This is a genomic window from Flavobacterium cellulosilyticum, assembly GCF_004349355.1.
GTDB lineage: Bacteria > Bacteroidota > Bacteroidia > Flavobacteriales > Flavobacteriaceae > Flavobacterium > Flavobacterium cellulosilyticum.
In genome coordinates this window covers 58835-84088 of record NZ_SMFK01000006.1, presented here as the reverse complement: position 1 = coordinate 84088, position 25254 = coordinate 58835, and the positions used below count along the sequence as shown (strand labels likewise).

The window sequence follows — 25254 nt, the reverse complement described above, 5'->3', positions numbered from 1 at the left end:
TTTATAAAGGATTATGTCTCATATATACGACGCAAGTATTAGAAAACCTTTAGTTATTGGTGATAAGACTTATCACGACATAACAGTAGATGTTGCTGCACCCGTCGAAGGTAAAGCTAACAAACAATGGTGGATTGTTTTTTCAATCGCATTAGTAGCTTTCCTTTGGGGAATGAGCTGCATTGTTTACACAGTATCTACAGGAATTGGAACTTGGGGATTAAACAAAACAGTAGGTTGGGCTTGGGATATTACTAACTTCGTTTGGTGGGTTGGTATTGGTCACGCAGGAACCTTAATTTCAGCAGTGCTTTTATTATTCCGTCAACGATGGAGAATGGCTATTAACCGTTCTGCGGAAGCAATGACTATTTTCTCAGTAATTCAAGCAGGTTTGTTTCCAATTATTCACATGGGGCGTCCTTGGTTAGCGTATTGGGTATTGCCAATTCCGAATCAATTTGGTTCATTATGGGTTAACTTTAACTCACCATTACTTTGGGATGTGTTTGCGATCTCAACTTACCTTTCTGTTTCATTGGTTTTCTGGTGGACAGGTTTGTTACCCGATTTTGCAATGCTGAGAGACAGAGCGGTAACGCCTTTCAACAAAAGAGTCTATTCTATACTAAGTTTCGGTTGGAGTGGAAGAGCAAAAGACTGGCAGCGTTTTGAGGAAGTTTCCTTAGTTCTTGCAGGATTGGCCACGCCACTTGTACTTTCAGTACACACGATAGTATCGATGGACTTTGCTACTTCGGTAATTCCAGGGTGGCATACTACGATTTTTCCTCCTTACTTTGTTGCTGGTGCAGTTTTCTCAGGATTTGCGATGGTAAATACTTTGCTTATTATTATGAGAAAAGTATCTAATCTTGAAGCGTATATCACTATTCAACATATCGAATTGATGAATATCATCATCATGATTACGGGTTCAATAGTTGGTGTGGCTTATATCACAGAATTATTTGTTGCTTGGTATTCTGGAGTAGAGTACGAACAATATGCTTTCTTGAATAGAGCTACTGGGCCATACTGGTGGGCTTATTGGTCAATGATGACTTGTAATGTTTTCTCTCCACAATTTATGTGGTTCAAGAAATTAAGAACGAGTATAATGTTCTCTTTTATCATTTCAATTGTAGTTAATATCGGAATGTGGTTTGAAAGATTTGTAATTATTGTAACTTCATTACATAGAGATTATTTACCTTCATCATGGACAATGTTTTCACCAACATTTGTAGATATTGGAATTTTCATTGGAACAATAGGTTTCTTCTTTGTATTGTTTTTATTATATGCTAGAACTTTCCCAGTGATTGCGCAAGCAGAGGTTAAAACTATTTTGAAAGCAACAGGAGATAATTTTATAAAAGCTAGAGCAGCAAATAAAGATTCACATCATGAGTAATAAAGTAATATACGCCATTTATAATGACGATGATATTTTGATGGATGCCGTAAAGAAAACACGTGCCGCTCATCATCATATCGAAGAAGTGTTCACTCCATTTCCAGTTCACGGATTGGATAAAGCAATGGGACTTGCCCCTACAAGATTAGCTATATGTTCTTTTATTTATGGCTTATGTGGTTTGTCTTTTGGAACTTGGATGATGAATTATATTATGATTCAAGATTGGCCTCAAGATATTGGTGGAAAACCAAGTTTTAGTTATATAGAAAACATGCCGGCCTTTGTGCCAATTATGTTTGAAGAAACAGTGTTTTTTGCAGCTCACCTAATGGTTATTACTTTTTATATGAGAAGTAGATTATGGCCATTCAAAGAAGCAGAAAATCCAGATGTACGTACTACAGATGACCATTTCTTAATGGAAGTTGCAGTAAACAACAATGAAAAAGAGCTCGTTTCTTTTTTTGAAAGTACAGGAGCAGTAGAAGTTAAAGTAATTGAAAAGCATTAATAGTAGATATGAAAAGCGTATATAAATTAACACTTTTAGTAAGTATTGTTTTTTTAGTTTCGTCTTGTCACAACAAGTCAGAGCCAAACTATCAATACATGCCTAATATGTATGAGCATGTAAGTTATAATACTTACGATCAATCAAATGCTTTTAAAGATGGTAAAGAAGGTCAACTTCCAGTTGAAGGAACTATTAATAGAGGTTTTGAACCCTATGATTATCCTAACACACCTGAAGCTTTAATTGCTGTAAAAGCTGCAAATTTGAAATCTCCTCTTGGAACATTATCTGAAAAGGATAGTGAAAAAGCAAAAGGTCTATTTGAAATATATTGTGCCATTTGTCACGGTAATGCAGGAGACGGTAAAGGTAAATTAGTTACTCAAGGTAAATTTTTAGGAGTACCTAATTACAAAGACAGAGAAATTAACGAAGGAAGTATCTTTCATGTTGAAACTTATGGTCTTAACTTAATGGGTTCACATGCAAACCAATTGAGTAAAAAAGAACGTTGGATGGTTGCAACGTATGTGATGGAACTAAAAAGCAAATAATAATTGTAGAACAAACTCATCGTAATAGATATGTATACATTTTCAAGTAAATTAAAAACATTTTCTCTAATCTTAATGGCTTTAGGCATTTTAGGAATTGGATATGGTTTTATATCTGCACCTAAAAATATTCAAGAAGTGGAGGCGATACTTGCTTCAGATTCTCATAATAATCATAACGAAGCTACTGTTCCTGCTGAGGAACATCACGCTGTTTCTGAAACAAGTCATGCTGAAACAGGAGAGCATAAAGCCGAAGTTAATAGTGAACATGAAGAACATTTGAATCATGTTTTGCATCAATTGCAAAACAAACCGTGGTCCGCATTATATGTAGCTTGTATTTTCTTTATGTTAATTTCATTAGGGGTTTTAGCCTTTTATGCTATTCAACAAGTAGCTCTTGCAGGCTGGTCTCCAGTTTTATTTAGAGTAATGCAAGGAATCACAGCATATTTGCCAGTAGGTTCTGTTATTTTCTTTATTGTATTAATACTTTGTGGGTTGCATTTTAATCATATTTTTGTATGGTTAGGAGAGGGAGTAACCAAGGTTGGTGATCCGAATTATGATGCAATTATCGCTAATAAATCAGGGTATTTGAATTTTCCTTTTTGGATTTTGAGAGCAGCTATATTTTTAGGAGGGTGGAATCTCTATCGGTATTATTCAAGAAAAAATTGTTTGGCGCAAGATGAATCAATTGATGATAGTTTTTATAAAAAGAATTTTAATATTTCTGCTGGATTTTTAGTGTTCTTTATTGTTACTGAATCAATAATGTCATGGGATTGGATTATGTCAATTGATCCACATTGGTTTAGTACTTTGTTTGGATGGTATGTTTTCGCAAGTTTCTTAGTAAGTGGAATTACAACAATTTGTTTGGTAACTTTATATCTTAAATCAAAGGGAGTATTAGAACATGTAAATACAAGTCATATACATGATTTGGCAAAATTTATGTTCGGTTTCAGTGTGTTTTGGACTTACTTATGGTTTTCACAATTTATGTTGATTTGGTATGCTGATATTCCTGAAGAGGTAACTTATTTCGTAACTAGGATTCAAGTTTATAATCTACCGTTTTTTGGTGCAGTGGTAATGAATTTTGTTTTTCCAATATTGATTTTAGTAAATACAGATTTCAAAAGAATATCATGGATATTAGTTATGGCTGGTACAGTTATTTTATTGGGTCATTATATTGATTTCTTCAATATGATCATGCCAGGAACTGTAGGAGACCAATGGTTTATTGGAGTTTCAGAAATCGCTTCAATTCTTTTCTTTCTTGGATTATTTATTTATGTTGTTTTCACTGCATTGTCAAAAGCGCCGCTATTGCCTAAAAGAAATCCATATATAGAAGAGAGTAAACATTTTCAATATTAATATTTAAAAGAAATTAGATGACTAGTTTGTTAGTAATTATAATTTTAGTTCTGTTGGCAATTGCTTTATGGCAGTTAACTAAAATATTCGATTTGACTCAAGTAGGTGAAGAAGCTGATAATTCCCAAATAGCTAATGATAGCGATAATAACACTCAAGGTTATTTGATGTTTGGATTCTTAGCGTTTATTTATATTTTTACAATATATGGATTGTTTACATGGGGGCATTTAGTGCTACATACACCAGCTTCTGCTCATGGTGGAGAATTAGACACTTTAATGAATGTGTCGTGGGTATTAATTTTTATCGTTCAAGCGATTACTCAGGTTTTATTGCATTATTTTGCTTTTAAATATAGAGGTAAAAAAGATCAAAAAGCATTATTCTTTTCTGATAGTACAAAATTAGAAGTATTATGGAGTGGTATTCCTGCAGTTGTTTTAGCTGTTTTAATTCTTTTTGGATTGTATGCATGGACTAACATTATGTTTATTGATGATAATGATGATACTATTGTAGTAGAAGTATATGCGCAACAATTTAAATGGACTGCAAGATATTCAGGTGCTGATAATGTTTTAGGAAAAGCTAATGTTAGACTTATTGAAGGGATTAATACATTAGGTGTAGATTTATCTGATCCAAATGCTCAGGATGATATTGTAGTTTCTGAATTGCATATTCCAAAAGGTAAAAAAATACATTTCAAATTTCGTTCGCAAGATGTGTTGCACTCAGCTTATTTCCCTTATTTTAGAGCGCAAATGAATTGTGTGCCTGGAATGGTAACTGAGTTTGCTTTCGAACCAATTTATACTACTGAAGAATACAGACAATTGCCTTATATGGTTGAAAAAGTAGCTACTATAAATGCAATTAGAGCAAAGAAAAGTGCTGAACTTGTAGCTAAAGGTGAAGCAGCTCTTGATTCTTATACTTTTGATTATTTGTTGCTTTGTAATAAAATTTGTGGAGCTTCTCATTATAATATGCAAATGAAAGTTGTAGTAGATACACCAGAAGAATATAAAAAATGGTTAAGTGAAAAGGCTACTTTAGTTCAAGAAGTAAAAGCAGCTAATGCTCCTAAACCTGTAGAGGGTGGTTTAGAAAAGGATTCTACAAAAGCTCAAGATACTGCAGCTGTTGTTAAAATGGCGATGAAATAATTTATTAAGAAAATTTAAAGTATACAGATATGTCAGCAGAAGGTCACGAACAAGGACACGAACACGAACACCACCATAAAGACACTTTTATTACTAAATATATTTTTAGTATAGATCACAAAATGATTGCAAAACAATACTTGATTACTGGTATTGTAATGGGTATTGTTGGTGTAATGATGTCTATGTTATTTAGAATGCAATTGGCTTGGCCTGAACAATCATTTAAAATATTTAATATATTATTAGGTGATAAATGGGCTCCAAATGGAGTAATGGCGAATGATATTTACTTAGCTTTGGTTACAATACACGGAACGATAATGGTGTTCTTTGTTTTAACAGCAGGTTTAAGTGGAACTTTTAGTAATTTATTGATTCCACTTCAAATTGGAGCTAGAGATATGGCATCAGGATTTTTGAATATGATTTCCTATTGGTTATTCTTTTTGTCAAGTGTTCTTATGCTGTGTTCTTTATTTGTAGAATCAGGTCCTGCAAATGCTGGATGGACTATATATCCTCCATTAAGTGCACTTCCACAAGCTATTTCTGGTTCAGGTGCAGGTATGACATTATGGTTGGTTTCTATGGCTATATTTATTGCTGCTTCTTTAATGGGGTCTTTAAATTATATCGTAACAGTTATTAATCTTAGAACAAAAGGAATGACGATGACTAGATTGCCACTTACTATATGGGCATTCTTTGTTACTGCAATTATTGGTGTTGTTTCATTCCCGGTATTATTATCAGCAGCATTATTGTTGATTTTTGATAGAAGTTTTGGTACTTCATTCTTCCTTTCCGATATTTATATTGCTGGCGAAGTATTGCATTACCAAGGGGGTTCTCCTGTTTTGTTTGAACACTTGTTTTGGTTCTTAGGACATCCTGAAGTTTATATTGTAATATTACCAGCTTTGGGGATTACTTCTGAAATTATTGCAACTAACTCACGTAAACCAATTTTTGGATACAGAGCAATGATTATGTCAATCTTGGCTATTGCATTTTTATCAACAATAGTTTGGGGACACCACATGTTTATTTCTGGAATGAATCCATTCTTGGGTTCTGTATTTACTTTCACAACTTTATTGATAGCAATTCCATCAGCCGTTAAAGCATTTAATTATATTACTACTTTATGGAAAGGTAACTTGCAATTAAACCCTGCAATGTTATTTTCAATTGGATTGGTTTCAACTTTTATTACGGGTGGTTTAACAGGAATTATTCTTGGGGATAGTACGTTAGATATAAATGTTCACGATACTTATTTTGTTGTAGCTCACTTTCACTTAGTAATGGGTATTTCAGCTCTTTACGGAATGTTTGCTGGAATCTATCACTGGTTCCCTAAGATGTTCGGAAGAATGTTAAACAAAAACTTGGGTTATGTTCACTTTTGGGTAACGGCAGTTTGTGCCTATGGCGTATTCTTTCCGATGCACTTTATCGGATTAGCAGGTTTGCCAAGACGTTATTATACCAATACGAATTTCCCATTATTTGATGATTTACAAAATGTAAATGTGCTTATAACAACATTTGCCTTAATAGGAGGAGTATTTCAATTAGTATTTTTATATAACTTTTTCAGTAGTATTTTCTATGGTAAAAAAGCTGTGCAAAATCCTTGGAGATCGAATACATTAGAATGGACAGCTCCTATGGAACATATACATGGTAACTGGCCAGGCGAAATACCTGAAGTACATCGTTGGCCTTATGATTACAGTAATCCTGGTCACGATGAGGATTTTGTTCCACAAAACGTACCAATGAAAGAAGGAGAAGAGATTTTACATCATTAATATCTTTCTATAAATTTCTTAAATGCCTTTCCTTTGGAGAGGCATTTTTATTTGATCATAACTTATTATATTTGTAGAATGAATGAGAATTTAGACCCAACAAACAACGGATATAATCCAGAGGAGCTTGATCTTGAAAAAAAATTGAGACCTTTATCTTTTGACGATTTTGCAGGACAGGATCAAATATTAGAAAATTTAAAGGTTTTTGTTCAAGCTGCTAATCAAAGAAATGAAGCGCTCGATCACACGCTGTTCCATGGTCCTCCCGGACTTGGAAAAACAACATTGGCCAATATTTTAGCCAATGAGTTGCAAGTGGGTATAAAAATAACTTCTGGTCCTGTCTTGGATAAACCCGGAGATTTGGCCGGTTTGTTGACCAACCTTGAAGAGCGGGACGTTTTGTTTATTGATGAAATTCATCGTTTGAGTCCAATTGTCGAAGAGTATTTGTATTCGGCTATGGAAGATTTTAAGATTGATATCATGATCGAATCAGGCCCCAACGCTAGAACCGTCCAAATTAATCTTAATCCCTTTACTTTAATTGGCGCCACAACACGCTCTGGTTTATTAACCGCACCAATGCGAGCGCGTTTTGGGATTTCATCTCGACTACAATATTATACAACGGAGCTATTAACTACTATTGTGGAAAGAAGTGCTTCTATTCTAAAAATGCCTATTTCTTTACAAGCAGCAATTGAAATTGCAGGTAGAAGTAGAGGAACACCGCGTATAGCAAATGCATTATTACGTCGTGTTCGAGATTTTGCTCAAATTAAAGGCAATGGAACAATTGATATCGAAATCGCTCGTTACGCATTAAAAGCTTTGAATGTTGATGCTCACGGTTTGGATGAAATGGACAATAAAATTCTAAATACTATTATCGATAAATTCAAAGGAGGGCCAGTTGGTTTATCTACTTTGGCGACAGCCGTATCCGAAAGTAGTGAAACTATTGAAGAAGTTTATGAGCCTTTTTTGATTCAGGAAGGATTCATAATGCGTACGCCAAGAGGAAGAGAAGTTACTGAAAAAGCCTATAAACACCTTGGAAAAGTTAGAACTAATATTCAAGGAGGTTTGTTTTAGGGCATTTCCCTACGGGTCGGGTCTTCCGCTATATCCACGCAAAAAAGCGTGGGATGCCGCTGCAACCCCTAATGCAACATGAGTAACAAAGAAAAAAATACCATTTTTATTAAATCCGAAGCCAAACGCCTTGGGTTTTTGTCTTGTGGGATATCCAAAGCAGGATTCCTAGAAGAAGAAGCGCCACGATTGGAAAATTGGTTAAACAAGCAAATGAATGGTCAAATGTTCTATATGGAAAATAATTTTGACAAAAGATTAAATCCTACTTTGCTTGTCGATGATTCTAAAAGTGTTGTTTCTTTATTATTGAATTATTACCCTTCGGAATTTCAGAATAGTGATTCGTATAAAATTTCAAAATATGCTTACGGTCAAGATTACCATTTTGTAATTAAAGAGAAACTCAAAGAATTACTTTTTTCTATTCAAGAACAAATTGGAGATGTTTCCGGTCGCGCTTTTGTAGATTCAGCACCTGTTTTAGATAAGGCTTGGGCTGCTAAAAGTGGGCTGGGGTGGATTGGTAAAAACGGCAATTTGATTACTCAAAAAGTGGGTTCTTTTTATTTTATTGCTGAATTAATTATCGATCTAGAGTTGGAATACGATAATCGTACAGCAGATCATTGTGGTTCTTGCACTGCTTGTATTGATTCTTGTCCCACCGAGGCGATTGTTGGACCGCATGTTGTAGATGGAAGCAAATGTATCTCATATTTTACTATTGAACTTAAGGAAAATATTCCACAAGAAATGAAAGGGAAATTCGATGATTGGGCATTTGGTTGTGATATTTGCCAAGACGTATGTCCATGGAACCGATTTTCGAAAGCACATAATGAGCCCCTGTTCAATCCTAATCCAGAAATTCTTTCGATGTCTAAAAAAGATTGGGATGAAATTACAGACGAAACTTTTAATATGGTGTTTAAAAACTCTCCTTTGAAAAGAACTAAGTTTTCGGGAATTAATAGAAATATTGATTTTTTAAAATAATTCATTTAAACAACATCATTCTTCTTAATAACATAATCGGTTTGTTTTTGAAGTGAATATTGCAGCAATATCAAATTCATAAAAGTATTTAGATAGATTTTAGATTAGCTAATTAATTTAATTATTGTGCTGTTCTTTAGATGTTTTTTTTTATTTTTATATTCAATTAAATTTATTCTATGATGACAGTTGATCAAATTTTAAGTAATAAAGGGAAAGTGGTATTTTCGGTAATTTCAACAATTACTGTATTTGAAGCTTTGGGTGTAATGAGCGATAAGAACATTGGCGCCATTTTAGTAATAGAGGATGATGTATTAAAAGGCATATTATCTGAAAGAGACTACGCAAGAAAAATTGCTTTAAAAGCAAAATCTTCTAAAAAGACATTAGTTCATGAAATTATGGAAGAAAATGTAATTACTGTGAAGCCATCAGATAATTTAGATTATTGTATGGAATTAATGAATACCAAAAGAGTGAGGCATTTACCCGTAATAGAAAATAATATTATAATAGGGATTATTTCTATAAGCGATGTGGTAAAAGCTATAATACAATTACAAAAAGAAACAATAAAACACTTAGATTCTTATATTTCACAATAAAAAAAAGAATGAAATAAAGTAAATAGCTGCATGTTTTTGCAGCTATTTTTTTTATTTAAAAATTTTACAGCTTGTTTTTTATAATTGCAGTTAGTATAGCAATACTTTTTAATCAAGTCTTAATATCTTTACACTATTAAATAATTAAAAAACAGAATGGAAAATAATAACAAAAGAAGAGAAGCATTATTATATCATGCAAAACCTTCTCCTGGGAAAATTCAAGTTGTACCTACTAAAAAACATTCAACTCAAAGAGATTTATCTTTGGCATATTCACCTGGAGTTGCTGAACCTTGTTTAGAAATTGCCAAAGACATTAATAATGTTTATAAATACACTGCAAAAGGGAATTTAGTAGCGGTAATTTCAAATGGAACTGCAGTTTTAGGGCTTGGAGATATTGGTCCAGAAGCGTCTAAGCCAGTAATGGAAGGTAAAGGTTTGTTGTTTAAAATATTTGCCGGAATTGATGTATTTGACATTGAAATCGGTACAAAAGATATCGAAGAATTTATTCAAACGGTTAAGAATATTGCACCTACTTTTGGAGGTATTAACCTTGAGGATATAAAAGCGCCTGAGTCATTTGAAATTGAAAGAAGATTAGTAGAGGAATTGAATATTCCTGTAATGCATGACGATCAACACGGAACAGCAATCATTTCCTCGGCTGCATTATTAAATGCATTAGAATTAGCCGAAAAAAAGGCAGAAGATGTGAAAATGGTGGTTTCTGGTGCGGGTTCTGCAGCAATTGCATGCGCTGACTTGTACATGCTTTTGGGTGTTAAACTTGAAAATATATTGATGTTCAATAGTAAAGGATTATTGACAAAAAATAATCCATCATTATCTCAGTTGCAACTAAAATACGCAAAAGATATTGAATCTATCGATTTAGAAGAGGCTTTAAAAGGGGCCGATATTTTCTTAGGTTTGTCTACTGGAGATATCATGACAGAAAAGATGTTATTAGGGATGGCTGATAATCCAATTGTTTTTGCAATGGCAAATCCAAATCCGGAGATAGATTATAATTTAGCCATTAAAACGCGTAAGGATATTATCATGGCAACTGGGCGATCAGATTATCCTAATCAAGTGAATAATGTTCTTGGGTTTCCTTATATTTTTAGAGGAGCTTTGGATGTTCGAGCTACCATAATTAATGAAGCAATGAAGATGGCAGCCGTTAGGTCACTTGCAGCATTGGCTAAAGAAAATGTTCCAGAACAAGTTAATATTGCTTACGGAGCCACTAAGTTAACTTTTGGACGTGAATATATTATTCCATCACCATTTGACCCAAGATTAATTACCGTAGTGGCTCCAGCTGTTGCAAAAGCAGCTATGGATTCGGGTGTGGCTTTAAATCCAATCCAGGATTGGAAAAAATATGAAGAAGAACTTTTAGATCGTTTAGGAAACGAGAATAAAATGGTTCGATTTATAATGAATAGAGCAAAAACGAATCCTAAAAGAATAGTTTTTGCAGAAGCCGAAGAATTAGATGTGCTGAAAGCGGCTCAAATTATTCATGAAGAAGGAATTGGGTTCCCAATATTATTAGGGAACAAAGAAATTATTTTGAAATTAAAACAAGAATTAGGTTTTGATGCAGATGTTCAAATTATAGATCCTAAATTATTAGAAGAAGAGTCTAGAAGAAATAAATTTGCCAATACCTATTGGGAAACAAGAAAAAGACGTGGGATAGCCTTATATGATGCAAAAAAATTAATGAACGAAAGGAATTATTTTGGAGCAATGATGGTCAATGAAGGGGAAGCAGATGGATTAGTAACTGGATATTCAAGAGCTTATCCTCATGTTTTAAAGCCTATATTGCAACTGATTCCGAAAGCTTCAGGAGTTTCACTAGTAGCTTCAACAAATATGATGATGACCAGTCGTGGTCCAATGTTTTTGTCTGATACTGCTATCAATATAAATCCAACGGCTAAAGATTTGGCTAAGATTGCTGTAATGACTGCAAATACAGCAAAAATGTTTGGATTAGAACCTGTAATTGCAATGGTTTCTTTTTCAAATTTTGGATCATCGTCTGATGAAAGTGCTTTAAAAGTAAGAGAAGCGGTTGGCTATTTGCACAAAAACTTTCCTGATCTACTTGTTGATGGAGAGATTCAAGCTGATTTTGCTTTAAATCCAGATATGTTAAAAGCGAAGTTTCCATTTTCAAAACTAGCAGGAAAAAAAGTTAACATTTTGATTTTTCCAAATCTTGATACCGCTAATATAACCTATAAACTTTTGAAAGAATTGAATAAAATAGATTCAATTGGTCCAATTATATTGGGATTAGAAAAACCAGCTCATATTTTTCAACTTGGCGCTAGTGTTGAAGAAATGGTGAATATGGCAGCAATTGCTGTAATTGATGCGCAAGAAAAAGAAAAGAAAATAATATAAGTAAATTGTGTACTTATTAATAAAAGGACCATTAGTTAATTTTATTCTAATTTTGTTATATTTGGGGGATATAAAACCCATACATGATAACGCATTTACAAGGAAAATTAGTTGAAAAGTCGCCTACTGAAGTTGTTATCGATTGTGGTGGAGTTGGGTATCATGTAAATATTTCTTTACACACTTATTCTTTGCTCCCTACGGCAGATTTCATAAAATTGTATACGCATCTTCAAATAAAAGAAGATGCGCATACATTATTTGGTTTTGTAGAGAAATCTGAAAGAGAAATTTTTAAATTACTTTTATCTGTTTCTGGTATTGGAGCAAGCATCGCTAGGACAATGTTGTCTTCATTAGATCCTAAACAAATTACAAATGCAATTGCATCTGGCGATGTGGATACGATACAATCTATTAAAGGAATTGGCAGTAAAACTGCACAAAGGGTTATTCTTGATTTAAAAGACAAAGTGCTAAAATTATATGATTTAGACGAAGTTTCAATGTCGAAAAGCAATACTAATAGAGATGAAGCGTTATCTGCATTGGAGGTATTAGGATTTGTTAGAAAATCTGCTGAAAGAGTAGTTGAAAAGATAGTAAAAGACGCTCCAGATAGTTCAGTTGAATTTATTATTAAGCAAGCTTTAAAAAACTTATAAAAGTTGGAAATACAGTACTTAAAAAAGAAACTATTCGTGTATAAAATCTGTGCATTTTTGTTAGTGATATTAGGTGGTTTTGTTTCACAAGCTCAAGTAAATCAGTCGACTCAAGATACAATTCAAACTGGATTTTCTACTGGGAAAATTCAAATACAAGATCCTCAGAGTATCCTTAAATCTTATGTATACGATCCTAGTACAGGAATGTATACGTATACTAATAAAATAGGAACTTTTCCTACGAATTACCCAACCATTTTATCGCCAAAAGAATATGAAGATTTGGTGAGAAAAGAATCAATGCGAAACTATTTTAAACAAAAATTAGATGCTATTGATGGGAAAAAAGATGGAAGTGAAGAGGCTAAAAAAGATTTGTTGCCAAGATATTATGTAAAGTCAGGACTTTTTGAGTCCATTTTTGGTAGTAACACAATAGATGTAAAACCTACAGGTTCTGTCGAAATGGATTTTGGTGCCCGGTATACCAAGCAAGATAATCCAGCTTTTTCTCCTAGAAACAGATCCAGTACAACATTCGATTTTAATCAAAGAATTAGTATGAGTTTAATGGGGAAAGTTGGAACACGATTGAATGTGAATTTCAATTATGATACTCAATCAACCTTTGCTTTTCAAAACTTAATAAAGTTGGAGTATGCTCCATCTGAAGATGACATTGTTCAAAAGATTGAAGTTGGAAATGTAAGTATGCCTTTAAATAGTTCTTTAATAAGAGGAGCTCAAAATTTATTTGGTGTAAAAACAGAATTAAAATTTGGCAAAACAACCGTTACAGGTGTCTTTTCAGAGCAAAAATCACAGACGAAAAGTATAGTTGCTGAAGGTGGAGGAACCATTCAAGATTTTGATATTTATGCCCTTGATTATGATAGTGACCGACACTTTTTTCTATCCCAATATTTTAGAAATAAATATGATGCTGCGTTAAAAAATTATCCTTTTATAGATAGTAGAGTTCAAATTTCAAGATTGGAAATTTGGGTTACCAACAAACAAAATCGTGTAAATACTTCTACAGGCAACAATCTAAGAAATGTAATTGCACTTCAAGATTTAGGTGAATCGCAATTAACGGGTTTGCAGGATAATGAAGTAGTGGTTTTAGATCCTTCAACGGGAATGTTTCTAAAAGCAGCAGATTCTCCATCAGACAATTCAAATAATAGATATGATCCTGCATTAATTAACGGAGGAACCGGTTTGTTAAATAAAAACATTAGAGAAATTGCCACTTCAAATTCTGGATTTAATGCAACTATCAATGAAGGAGCTGATTATTCTAAACTGGAAAATGCTCGAAAATTAAATGCAAACGAATATACTTTTAACGCTCAGCTGGGTTATATCTCCTTGCAGCAAAGACTAGCAAATGATGAAGTATTGGCAGTAGCCTATCAATACACAATTGGAGATCAAGTGTATCAAGTGGGAGAATTTGGTAATGATGGTGTAGATGCAACTGTGGTAACAGGAGGAACGCAATCAACACAAGCGATAATTACTCAAAGTTTGATTTTAAAAATGTTGAAAAGCAATTTGACTAATGTCAAAAATCCTGTTTGGAACTTGATGATGAAGAATATCTATCAAATTCCAGGAGCCTATCAATTAAAACAAGAAAACTTCAGGTTTAACATTTTATATACAGATCCTTCGCCAATAAATTATATTACCGAAGTAACAGGCAGTTCATTTCCTTCTAATCCTTTGGCCGAAAACAAAGTAGCTGAAACGCCGTTACTTAAAGTGTTCAATTTAGATAAACTGAATTATAATAATGATCCACAAACAGGAGGAGATGGATTCTTTGATTTTATGCAAGGATTGACAATTGATACTCAAAACGGTAGGATTATATTTACTACAAAAGAGCCTTTTGGTGAATTGTTGTTCTCAAAATTGTCAAACGGTGGGGAAAATTATAAAGACAGCAGTACTTATAATCCTAATCAAAAGAAATATGTTTTTAGAAATATGTATTCGAATACACAATCTGGAGCATTACAAGACAGTGATAAAAATAAATTCTTATTGAGAGGAAAGTACAAATCTTCTGGAGGAGATGGCATTCCAATTGGGGCTTTCAATGTTCCGAGAGGTTCAGTTGTCGTTACTGCTGGAGGACGTGTTTTAGTAGAAGGAATAGATTATAGTGTGAATTATCAATTGGGTAGAGTGCAAATCTTAGATCCATCACTTCAGGCTTCGAATACACCAATAAATGTGTCTTTAGAAAATAATTCCGTTTTTGGTCAACAAACCAAACGTTTTTTTGGGGTCAATGTCGAACACCATATTTCGGATAAATTTTTAGTTGGAGCCACTTTTTTAAAGTTAAGTGAGAAACCATTTACTCAAAAATCTGGATTTGGTCAAGAATCAGTGAATAATAATATTTTTGGATTTAACACTAATTATTCAACTGAAGTTCCTTTTTTGACCAGATTGGTAAACAAATTACCTAATATGGACACTGATGTTCCGTCCAATTTATCAGTAAGAGGAGAAATTGCCTTTTTGCAACCTCAAGCTCCAAAAGGAAACAGTTTTGAAGGTGAATCAACCATTTATGTAGATGATTTTGAAGGATCTCAATCCACAATTGATATGCGATCTGCTTATGCCTGGAGTTTGTCATCTACTCCAATGAACGATGCTGAAAGCAAATATGATTTTAATGCAAGTGCAAACGATTTGAGTTATGGGTTTAAAAGAGCGAAATTAGCTTGGTATACAATTGACCCTGTGTTTTATACTCAAAAGCCATCGGGAATTTCTAATGATGATATGTCATTAAACTCCACACGACGAATTTACAACGAAGAATTATATCCGCTTACAGATATTGCACAAGGTCAGTCTCAGGTGATTAATACACTAGATTTATCCTATTTTCCTAGTGAAAGAGGACCTTATAATAATGGTTTGAATATTGCTGCTAATGCCAAGGATAATTTTGGGGGAATTATGCGATCCTTAAATTCAACTAATTTTGAGCAAGGAAATGTAGAATACATTCAGTTTTGGGTATTGGATCCATATGTAGGAACAGGGCAAATTCAGCCTGCAAATACTGGTAAATTATATTTTAACTTAGGTGAAATTTCCGAAGATATATTGAAAGATGGTAGGAAACAATATGAAAATGGATTAGGACCAGATCAAATAGTTGTTAATCCACAACCCATTTGGGGAGATGTGCCAGCATCACAATCATTAATCTATACATTTGATGCCAATGCTACAAACAGAAAAATTCAAGATGTTGGTTTAGATGGGTTGCCGAATTCAAAAGAAGGAGCAATATATTCTAATTACGCCTCTTTACCTGATCCAGCAGCGGATGATTACACTTATTATTTGAATACTACTGGAGGGGTTTTAAACCGCTATAAAAATTATAATGGAGTTGATGGAAATTCAGCTGTGGATATAAATGATCCAAATAGAGGTTCTTCTGCCATTCCAGATGTTGAAGATATCAATAGGGATAATACAATGAATACTATAAATGCATATTATGAATATAGTATTGATGTTAAACCAAATATGAGCATTGGTGAAAACTATATAACGGATGTTAGAAACACCCAAGTCACATTAACAAATGGTTCGACTACTGATGCGAGATGGCTTCAGTTTAAAATACCAGTTGCACAACCCGAAAATACAATTGGAAACATATCCGATTTTAGATCCATACGTTTTATGAGAATGTTTATGACTGGTTTTGAAAAAGATGTAACAGTTCGATTTGGTTCTTTGGATTTAGTGAGAGGCGATTGGAGAAGATATACAAATACGTTAGATTACAACGATCAAAATATATTAGACGACGGAACTGCCTTAGATGTATTGGCTGTTAATGTTCAAGAAAACAGTGATAGATGTCCTGTAAATTATATTGTTCCTCCTGGAGTTCAACGGGAACAATTGTATAATAATAATTCGATTATCAGACAAAATGAACAATCGCTTTCATTGAGAGTCTCAGGTAAAGGATTGGAGCCAGAAGACTCTAGAGCAGTATTTAAAAATGTGAGTGTGGATATGCGTCAATTCAAAAACCTGAAAATGTTTTTACATGCTGAATCTTTGCCTGGTGAGACGCCACTTAATGACAATCAGATGGTTGGTTTTATTCGTTTTGGAAATGATTTTACGCAAAATTTTTATCAAATAGAAATCCCTTTAAAAGTTACAACACCATCAGCAACTACGGCTTCTAATTGTACCGCCTTAAGTGCTGAAGAAGTTTGGCCTGCTGAAAATGAAATAAATTTGGCATTGTCTCTACTTACTGACATGAAAGTAAAAGCACCAAAAACCTCATTACCATTAGATACCATTTATTATCCTGATGATCATTTGGATGTTTTTCCGGATGGTGATGGCGATTCAAATTTAAGAATAGGAATTAGGGGAAATCCTAATTTTGGAATGGTTCGTAATTTAATGTTGGGTGTGAAAAATAATGAAACGCATCAAGATATAAAAGGAGAAGTTTGGTTTAACGAACTCCGTGTTTCAGATATGGACAATAGCGGTGGAATGGCAGCTGTTTTGAATGTGGATTCGAATTTGGCTGATTTTGCAACTGTTTCCGCAACAGGAAGAAAGAGTACAATTGGCTTTGGAGCCTTAGAAGAAGGACCAAATCAAAGAAGCCGTGAAGATATTCAACAATATAATGTTGTGGCAAATTTAAGTCTTGGTAAATTATTGCCTCCAAAATGGAAGATTACTTTGCCTTTTAATTTTGCTGTAGGAGAAGAAATAATAACTCCAGAATACGATCCGTTTAACGAAGATATTAAATTGAAACAATTACTAGCAAATACTAGTATTGGAGCTGAAAGAGATAATATTAACAACAGAGCTATTGATTATACTAAAAGGAAAAGCATCAATTTCATAGGGGTTAGAAAAGAAAGAGGCGAGGAACAAAAACCACATATTTATGATCCTGAAAATTTCACATTTTCACAATCATACAATCAAGTTTTACGTCATGATTATGAAATTGAAGATTATGAAGATCAGATGGCAAATTCTGCGGTTGACTATGCGTATAGTTTTAAACCAGTCTCAATCGAGCCTTTTAAGAAAACAAAATTCATGGAAAAAAGTAGTTATTGGAAAATGCTAAGTGATTTTAACTTTAACTATTTGCCTTCAAGTATCACTTTTAATACCAATATCAATAGACAGTTTAATCGCCAACAATTTAGACAAGTTGATGTCGTAGGAATTGGGTTAGATCCATTGTATAGAAGGAATTTTGGATTTAATTACCAATATGGATTTAATTACAATCTAACAAAATCGTTAAAAGTTAATTATACAGCTTCCTCTAATAATATTGTAAAGAATTATTTGAATGAAAATAATGAGCCAGATGATAGTTTTACAATATGGGATAGTTACTGGGATCCAGGTCAAACCAATCATCATATGCAACAATTAGTGGTGAATTATGAATTGCCTATTAATAAGATCCCATTTTTGAATTTCATAAAATCAAACTATTCCTATACTGGGGATTATAATTGGCAACAAACTTCAACACTTTTGTCGAATATCAATATTGAAGGAACAGATTATAATTTAGGAAATACAGTTCAAAATGCAAGTTCTCATAATTTGACAGCTACATTTAGTATGGATACCTTTTATAAATATATTGGGCTTACGAAAAAAACAGCACTAAAAACAATTCCTAAGCCAATAGCTCCTAAACCTGGAGAAAAAATTTCAAATGCAAATGTAAATGCGCCAAAAAGCAATGAATTTTTAAATGGGTTCATAGGCGTTTTAACAAGCGTGAAAAACATACAAGCAAATTATACTAAAAACAGCGGAACTGTATTGCCAGGATATATTCCAGGAGTTGGATTCTTTGGCTCTTCGAAACCTACATTAGGGTTTATTTTTGGAAGTCAAGATGATGTAAGATATGAAGCAGCGAAAAATGGATGGCTAACAAATTATCAGGACTTTAATCAAAATTTCACTCAAGTAAATAATGATATTTTTAAAGCAACTGCAAATATTGATTTATTTCCGGATTTTAAAGTTGACTTAACTTTCGATAGATCTTATTCTGATAACTATTCAGAACAATATGATGTTTCAAATGGTCGATATAACTCACGTTCTCCATACAGTTATGGAATGTTTTCTATTTCAACAGTATTAATTAAAACTGCATTTTCTACAAGTGATCAAAACACATCAGCAGCCTTTGATGAATTTAGAAGTAATAGATTGACTGTTGCAAATAGATTGGCAATGGAGCACCAAAAAAATGAGCCTTCTTATGATCCATCCATTACTGATTCAGATGGTTATCCTAAAGGATTTGGAAAAAATAATCAAGCTGTATTATTACCTTCATTTTTAGCTGCCTATTCTGGAGGCAATGCAACTGATGTTTCTTTAGGAATTTTCAGAAGTATGCCAATACCTAACTGGTCTATAAAATACAACGGCTTAATGCGCTATGAATTTTTCAAAAAGAATTTCAAACGATTTTCACTTCAACAAAATTATAGAGCATCTTACACTGTAAATGCTTTTAGATCTAATTTTGAATATGATAAAAACCCGAATGGTGTGGACTTAAATAGTAATTTTTATAACAAAACCTTATTGTCTAATGTCAATTTAGTAGAACAATTTAGTCCACTTATCAGGATGGATTTTGAATTGAAAAATTCATTAAAAATACTGACTGAAATTAAAAAAGACAGGGCGTTATCTATGAGTTTTGACAATAATTTGTTGACTGAAGTAAAGGGGATAGAGTATGTTGTAGGTCTAGGGTATAGAATAAAAGACGTCATTTTTTCTTCACAATTGGCTGATAGTCCAACGGGTATCATAAAGAGTGATATTATTATGAAAGCAGATTTGTCCTATCGAAATAATCAAACGATTGTACGTTATTTGGACTATAACAATAATCAGTTAGCAGGAGGGCAAAATGTTTGGTCCTTAAAATTAACAGCTGATTATTCGTTCAGTAAAAATTTAACTGCGATTTTCTATTATGATCATGCATTTTCAAAAGCGGTTATATCAACATCATTTCCATTGACCAATATTCGTTCTGGATTTACCATAAGATATAATTTTGGAAATTAATTTATTAAAATTTAAATAAAATTTGAATAGAAGATTGTTACATTTGCGTCTTTCAATTTAAATTATTTAATTACAATTATTATGAATATTCCAGTAAATTTAAAGTATACAAAAGATCACGAATGGATTAACATTGAAGGTGATATAGCAACAGTGGGAATTACAGATTTTGCACAAAAAGAATTAGGAGATATTGTGTATGTTGAGGTCGAAACTTTAGACCAAACTTTAGAAAAAGATGAGATATTTGGTACTGTTGAAGCAGTAAAAACGGTTTCAGATTTGTTCCTGCCTTTATCTGGAGAAATTATTGAATTTAATGACGAGTTAGAAAACACGCCAGAAAGTGTGAATCTTGATCCTTATGGAGCTGGATGGATGATAAAAATTAAAATTGCAAATCTAGACGAAGTTGATTCTTTGCTTTCTAGTGAATCATACAAAAATTTAGTAGGTGCTTAAAAATATTTTTTTTTATTTGGCGGTATTTTGGACTGGATTTATATTGTTTTTATGTCTAATAAAATCTAGTGATTTACCGCAAGTGAACATAGAAAATTTAGATAAAGTGATTCACGCTTTCCTTCATTTTGTGTTTACAATACTATGGTTTTTATATTTTAAAAAGAAATGGAATCATTTTAGCAACTTTAGACTTCTTATAATGTCATTTGTTGGCTCCTTTGTTTTGGGAGTTGCGATTGAATTAATGCAGCAGTATTTTACCACCACTAGAACTGCTGATGTTTTTGATGTTTTGGCCAATTTAACTGGAGCAACTTTAGCGATTGTTTCAATTTTGATTTTAAATAAGTGCAGTGGAATTGTAGATAAAATTTAATTGCGAAAATAAATATTTCAAAATGAATATTAAACAATACTTAGATTCAACTTATTTAAAAACACCTTCTCAAGCTGGGCTAAGTGAAGCCGAAAATACAGTGGTAGTCAAAAAATTTATTCAAGAAGCAATTGATGAAAATTTCAAATTGATTATGATTAGGCCAGATATGGTCACTTTATCTCGTAAAATGATAGTTGAAGCCAAATCATCCGTGCAAATAGGAACCGTAATTGATTTTCCTGAAGGTAAAGCAGGATTAGAAGCCAAACTAGCCGAAGCAATGAAAGCAATCCAGGATGGAGCGGACGATCTTGATTTTGTATGTAATTATGAGGTGTTTAAAGAAGGTAATGTAGATTTAGTCAAAGAAGAAATTCTCAAATGCACTCAGCTTGGATTGACCCACAACAAAATTGTGAAATGGATTATCGAAGTGGCTGCATTAACGGATAAGCAAATAATTCAACTTTCAGCATTGATTAAAAATTGTGTCATCACTAATTTTAAGGAGGAAAGTTATTCGTCAGTTTTTGTTAAATCGTCCACTGGGTTTTTCAAAACAGAAAATAATCTTCCAAATGGAGCAACTGTTCCAACTGTAAAATTGATTCTTGAAAACGCCTCTCCACTCCCAGTAAAAGCTGCTGGAGGAGTGAGAACCTATGACGAGGCAGTCGAAATGATCCGTCTAGGGGTGAAACGCATTGGAACCTCTGGGGCAAGTGCTATTGCAAATGGACAAAAAGCTGCAGACGATTACTAAAAAAAAACACAATATGAAAAAAGGATTGCAAACATTGTTTTTATCTCTTTGTGCTTTTGTGGCTTTTGCACAAGAAGGGAATGATAAATCAAAACAATCTCTTATTTCAGCTGATCAATTCCCGGTTTTTTCAAATTGCCAAAATTTGCAATCTAAAGTATTGGAAAATTGTTTTTATTATCAGGTACAATCTTTTGTTTTTCAGAATTTTGTTGTTCCTGAAAGTTTAGTGCAAAATAATTTTCAAGGAAAAATAAAAGTACTTTTTGAAGTTGATGTTAATGGTACCTTTAAAGTTATTTATGTAAATGCCTTAGATGAAGCTCTTATTCAGGAAGCCAAAAGAGTTTTTGCTAAATTGCCAAAAATTCAACCGTCTACTTACAACGGGAAACCTACCTACACCAAATACAATATTACGATTTCGATTCCTTTACAAAACCCGGATGAAATAAAATTAGAAAGTGTAGCGGTTACTATAACAACTTCAAAGGAAGATAGTGTACTTCCTGAACTAGATAGTATTGCATATAAAAAATTCAATAATCCACAATTCGAGAGTCATTTGAATATTCCTTTTTCTCATAGTTATTATGCGCAGTTTGATGCTGCCATGAATCAAATGGGAGCCAATAATCACACTGCTTCTAAGCCTTATACTTATATAGAAGTTGCTAAATATTATAATCTCGCTGCTGAAAATGAGAAATTGAAGAAAACTGCTTCTGGTTGGTGGGAAAGAAAATTATGGAACGAAAATTTAGTTGAAATTCAAGGTGAAGACTATTGGTTCACGCTAAATCCAATTTTTGATTTACAAATAGGTAAGGCATCTGGAAATAAACAAGTAAACACTTTCGTAAATACAAGAGGTTTAAATATAAGAGGAGGATTAGGTTCGCAACTGAACTTTACTGCAACTGTCTTTGAAAGTCAGGGAAGATTCGCGAATTATTATAACCGTTATGCTAATTCTATTAAACCTGCAGGAGGTAATCCATCTATTATTCCGGGAATTGGAATTTCAAAAGAATTCAAAACCGATGCTTACGATTTTCCATCGGCAGACGCTAATTTAACTTTTACGCCTTCAAAATTTATTGATTTACAATTGGGATATGGCCGTAATTTTATAGGTGATGGATACCGCTCTTTGTTAGAAGGTGATGGTGCAAGTCCGTATCCTTATTTTAAAATCAATACCAATTTTTGGAAAATAAAATATACCAATACCTATATGTGGCTCAAAGATGTTCGTCCTGAAGTGACTTTGGAACGAACGTATGCAACAAAATTTATGGCTAACCATTATTTGAGTTTGAATGTTACTAATAGATGGAACATAGGTTTTTTTGAATCAGTAATTTGGACCGATTCTAATAATAGAGGGTTTGATATGCATTTTGTGAATCCCATTATTTTTTATCGTTCTGTTGAATTTGCTTCTTCGGCTAGAACAGGAAATGCAGTTTTAGCCTTAACTTCAAAATACAAATGGAACAACCAGATTAATTTTTATGGACAATTTCTTTTAGATGAGTTTTCACTTAGTGAAGTTAAAGGGGTGAAAAACAGTTGGAAAAATAAATTTGCATACCAACTGGGGGTAAAATATTATAATGCATTCAAAGTCGATAATTTGTTGTTGCAGTTAGAATACAATCATGTGCGCCCTTATGTGTATTCACACAGTGATCCAATTACAAACTATGGGCACAACAATCAAAGCGTGGGGCATCAATGGGGAGCGAACTTTGAAGAATTCCTAGCGATTGCCCGTTATCATAAAGGTAGAATTTTTGCCGATGCCAAATTCACTATTGGAACAAGAGGTTTGGATTTTGCGGAATCAGGTGAATATTCGAATTATGGAGGTAACATTTACAGAGATTATGATGTAGATCGCTATGCTAATTCTGGAGTAACTGTAGGCCAAGGAAACAAAACCAGTATTTTTATTGCTGATTTACAAACGGGTTATTTAGTAAATCCAACCACAAATCTAAAATTTTTTGGAAGTTTTATTTATAGAAACTTCAATCCAAATCAAAACACAGCAACGGTCTTTAAAGAAAGTACAACTTGGTTTTCAATAGGCATTCGCTCGGATGTGTTTAATTGGTATTTTGATTATTAATGACTCAAAGTAAAATGAATTGATATTTCTAAAATATCAAACCATAACCTTTGATAGTTGTGTTTTTTTTATTTGCCAAATCCCTTTCGATAAACTACTTTTGCCAAAGTTTTAAAAAAGCAAATAAACTTAATTTTGAATAGTACTTCAAATACCATTTCCATAAAATCTATTTATACTGATTTCAAAGCCATAACTAAAGCCGGTTTAGCTATTAGTGTTGTTTTTTCGTCAATTGCTGGATTTTTACTTGGCGTAACTGATTTTCAAGCCTTACATTGGATACTTTTACTAAAATTAGCAGTTGGAGGTTATTGTATGGTAGGTGCATCAAACGCTTACAATCAAGTTATCGAAAAAGATTTGGATGCTTTGATGGATCGAACCAAAAATCGTCCCGTTCCCGCAGGGAAAATGTCTCCAAATGTTGCTTTGATTATCGCCAGTATTCTTACCATTATTGGATTGGTATTATTGTATACCATCAATCCAAAAACAGCCATGTTTGGTGCGATTTCCATCTTTTTGTACACTAGTGTTTATACGCCATTAAAAACAATGACATCTTTGTCGGTTTTTGTGGGTGCCTTTCCTGGTGCAATTCCATTTATGTTGGGTTGGGTCGCAGCAACAGGTAATTTTGGAATCGAAGCAGGAACTTTATTTTTAATTCAGTTTTTCTGGCAATTCCCACATTTTTGGGCAATAGGTTGGTTTTTATTTGAAGATTATGAAAAAGCAGGGTTTTTTATGTTGCCAACAGGTAAAAAAGACAAAGGAACCGCATTGCAAATCATATTATATACAGTTTGGTTAATAATAGCATCACTTTTGCCGGCATTAGGTTATACAGGGCAATTATTTATTACACCAATTGCAGCGGTTTTAGTATTTTTGCTTGGAATTTGGATGCTTTTTTATGCAGTAAAATTATATAAGCTGAGAACGGCAAAAGCGGCTAGAACCTTAATGTTAGTAAGTGTTTCCTATATTACTTTATTACAATTAATATATATATTTGATAAAATTTTAAGATAGTTATGACAACAACAATGACATCCGAAGAGCATAAAACCAGATCAGACAGATCATATAAATTATTGCTTTTGTTCGCAATGATAAGTATGACGATGATGTTTGCGGGACTTACAAGTGCATTTGTAGTAAGTAAATCCAGAGCGGATTGGTTGAAGGATTTTCAATTGCCCACAGCTTTTTACTTTAGTACCGCTGTGATAATAGGGTGTAGCATTGCTTTTCATTTGGCCAAAAAAGCCATTAAAAAAGACAATCAAAGTGCAACTACTGCATTTCTTTTGACTACATTGGCACTCGGAATAACTTTTGTAATATTGCAATTTGTAGGTTTTAGTGAGATTGTTGCTAATGGTTACTATTTTACTGGTGCCGAAAGTTCAATAACAACAACATTTTTATATATTGTGACTGTGGTGCATTTAGCACACCTTTTTGGAGGTTTAATTGCGCTAATAATTATTATTTTTAAACAATTAAAAGGAAAATATAATTCGACTCAAACTATTGGTATTGAGTTAGGTGCAATGTATTGGCACTTTCTGGACTTATTGTGGGTGTATTTATTTTTATTTTTATTTTTCTTTAAATAAGAAAAAATTGTAGATTTGGGAA

General features: G+C 33.1%; 18 protein-coding genes. All 18 read left to right on the top strand.

Annotated elements, in window-relative coordinates; all coding sequences use genetic code 11:
- The first annotated feature begins 13 nt into the window (after positions 1-13).
- Positions 14-1417 carry an NrfD/PsrC family molybdoenzyme membrane anchor subunit gene (gene nrfD, locus E0F76_RS11065; RefSeq protein WP_132005647.1) on the top strand — a complete coding sequence of 468 codons (1404 nt, stop codon included), beginning with the start codon at positions 14-16 and terminating at the stop codon, positions 1415-1417.
- Entirely contained in the window at positions 1410-1934 is a 525-nt protein-coding gene (locus tag E0F76_RS11060; protein ID WP_132005644.1) for a DUF3341 domain-containing protein, read from the top strand. The genes nrfD and E0F76_RS11060 overlap by 8 nt, the downstream gene beginning before the upstream one ends.
- Positions 1935-1942: 8 nt before the next feature.
- Positions 1943-2491: a c-type cytochrome gene (locus E0F76_RS11055; protein WP_132005641.1), complete on the top strand. Its 549-nt coding sequence runs from the start codon at positions 1943-1945 to the stop codon at positions 2489-2491.
- A gap of 30 nt (positions 2492-2521) precedes the next feature.
- Positions 2522-3886, top strand: coding sequence for a quinol:cytochrome C oxidoreductase (locus E0F76_RS11050; protein ID WP_132005638.1), 1365 nt, complete (start codon positions 2522-2524; stop codon positions 3884-3886).
- A 17-nt stretch (positions 3887-3903) separates the two neighbouring features.
- The gene (locus E0F76_RS11045) at positions 3904-5058 is read left to right on the top strand and encodes a cytochrome c oxidase subunit II (RefSeq protein ID WP_132005635.1); all 1155 of its coding nucleotides are present in this window, start codon (positions 3904-3906) and stop codon (positions 5056-5058) included.
- A 29-nt stretch (positions 5059-5087) separates the two neighbouring features.
- A complete protein-coding gene (locus E0F76_RS11040; RefSeq protein WP_132005632.1) occupies positions 5088-6878 on the top strand; it encodes a cytochrome c oxidase subunit I in 1791 nt (596 codons plus the stop codon).
- Between the two features lie 78 nt (positions 6879-6956).
- On the top strand, positions 6957-7979 hold the full coding sequence (ruvB, locus tag E0F76_RS11035) for a Holliday junction branch migration DNA helicase RuvB (RefSeq protein ID WP_132005629.1): 1023 nt from the start codon (positions 6957-6959) through the stop codon (positions 7977-7979).
- Between the two features lie 78 nt (positions 7980-8057).
- Complete coding sequence (queG, locus tag E0F76_RS11030) at positions 8058-8978, top strand: tRNA epoxyqueuosine(34) reductase QueG (protein ID WP_132005626.1); 921 nt, start codon at positions 8058-8060, stop codon at positions 8976-8978.
- A gap of 179 nt (positions 8979-9157) precedes the next feature.
- Positions 9158-9586 carry a CBS domain-containing protein gene (locus E0F76_RS11025; RefSeq protein WP_246022041.1) on the top strand — a complete coding sequence of 143 codons (429 nt, stop codon included), beginning with the start codon at positions 9158-9160 and terminating at the stop codon, positions 9584-9586.
- Between the two features lie 156 nt (positions 9587-9742).
- On the top strand, positions 9743-12022 hold the full coding sequence (locus E0F76_RS11020; RefSeq protein WP_132005623.1) for an NADP-dependent malic enzyme: 2280 nt from the start codon (positions 9743-9745) through the stop codon (positions 12020-12022).
- Between the two features lie 83 nt (positions 12023-12105).
- Entirely contained in the window at positions 12106-12687 is a 582-nt protein-coding gene (gene ruvA, locus E0F76_RS11015; protein ID WP_132005620.1) for a Holliday junction branch migration protein RuvA, read from the top strand.
- Positions 12688-12723: 36 nt separating this feature from the next.
- Positions 12724-19860, top strand: a complete 7137-nt coding sequence (gene sov / locus E0F76_RS11010) for a T9SS outer membrane translocon Sov/SprA (RefSeq protein ID WP_132005617.1) — start codon at positions 12724-12726, stop codon at positions 19858-19860.
- Positions 19861-19941: 81 nt separating this feature from the next.
- A complete protein-coding gene (gene gcvH, locus E0F76_RS11005; RefSeq protein WP_132005614.1) occupies positions 19942-20322 on the top strand; it encodes a glycine cleavage system protein GcvH in 381 nt (126 codons plus the stop codon).
- Positions 20315-20701 carry a VanZ family protein gene (locus E0F76_RS19700; RefSeq protein ID WP_132005611.1) on the top strand — a complete coding sequence of 129 codons (387 nt, stop codon included), beginning with the start codon at positions 20315-20317 and terminating at the stop codon, positions 20699-20701. The genes gcvH and E0F76_RS19700 overlap by 8 nt, the downstream gene beginning before the upstream one ends.
- Positions 20702-20723: 22 nt before the next feature.
- Positions 20724-21467, top strand: coding sequence for a deoxyribose-phosphate aldolase (gene deoC / locus E0F76_RS10995; protein ID WP_132005608.1), 744 nt, complete (start codon positions 20724-20726; stop codon positions 21465-21467).
- Between the two features lie 13 nt (positions 21468-21480).
- On the top strand, positions 21481-23604 hold the full coding sequence (locus E0F76_RS10990) for an energy transducer TonB (protein WP_132005605.1): 2124 nt from the start codon (positions 21481-21483) through the stop codon (positions 23602-23604).
- Between the two features lie 135 nt (positions 23605-23739).
- Complete coding sequence (cyoE, locus tag E0F76_RS10985; RefSeq protein ID WP_181954041.1) at positions 23740-24642, top strand: heme o synthase; 903 nt, start codon at positions 23740-23742, stop codon at positions 24640-24642.
- A 2-nt stretch (positions 24643-24644) separates the two neighbouring features.
- Positions 24645-25232 (top strand): cytochrome c oxidase subunit 3, encoded by a 588-nt coding sequence (locus E0F76_RS10980; RefSeq protein WP_132005599.1) that lies wholly within the window; start codon positions 24645-24647, stop codon positions 25230-25232.
- Positions 25233-25254 lie beyond the last annotated feature (22 nt).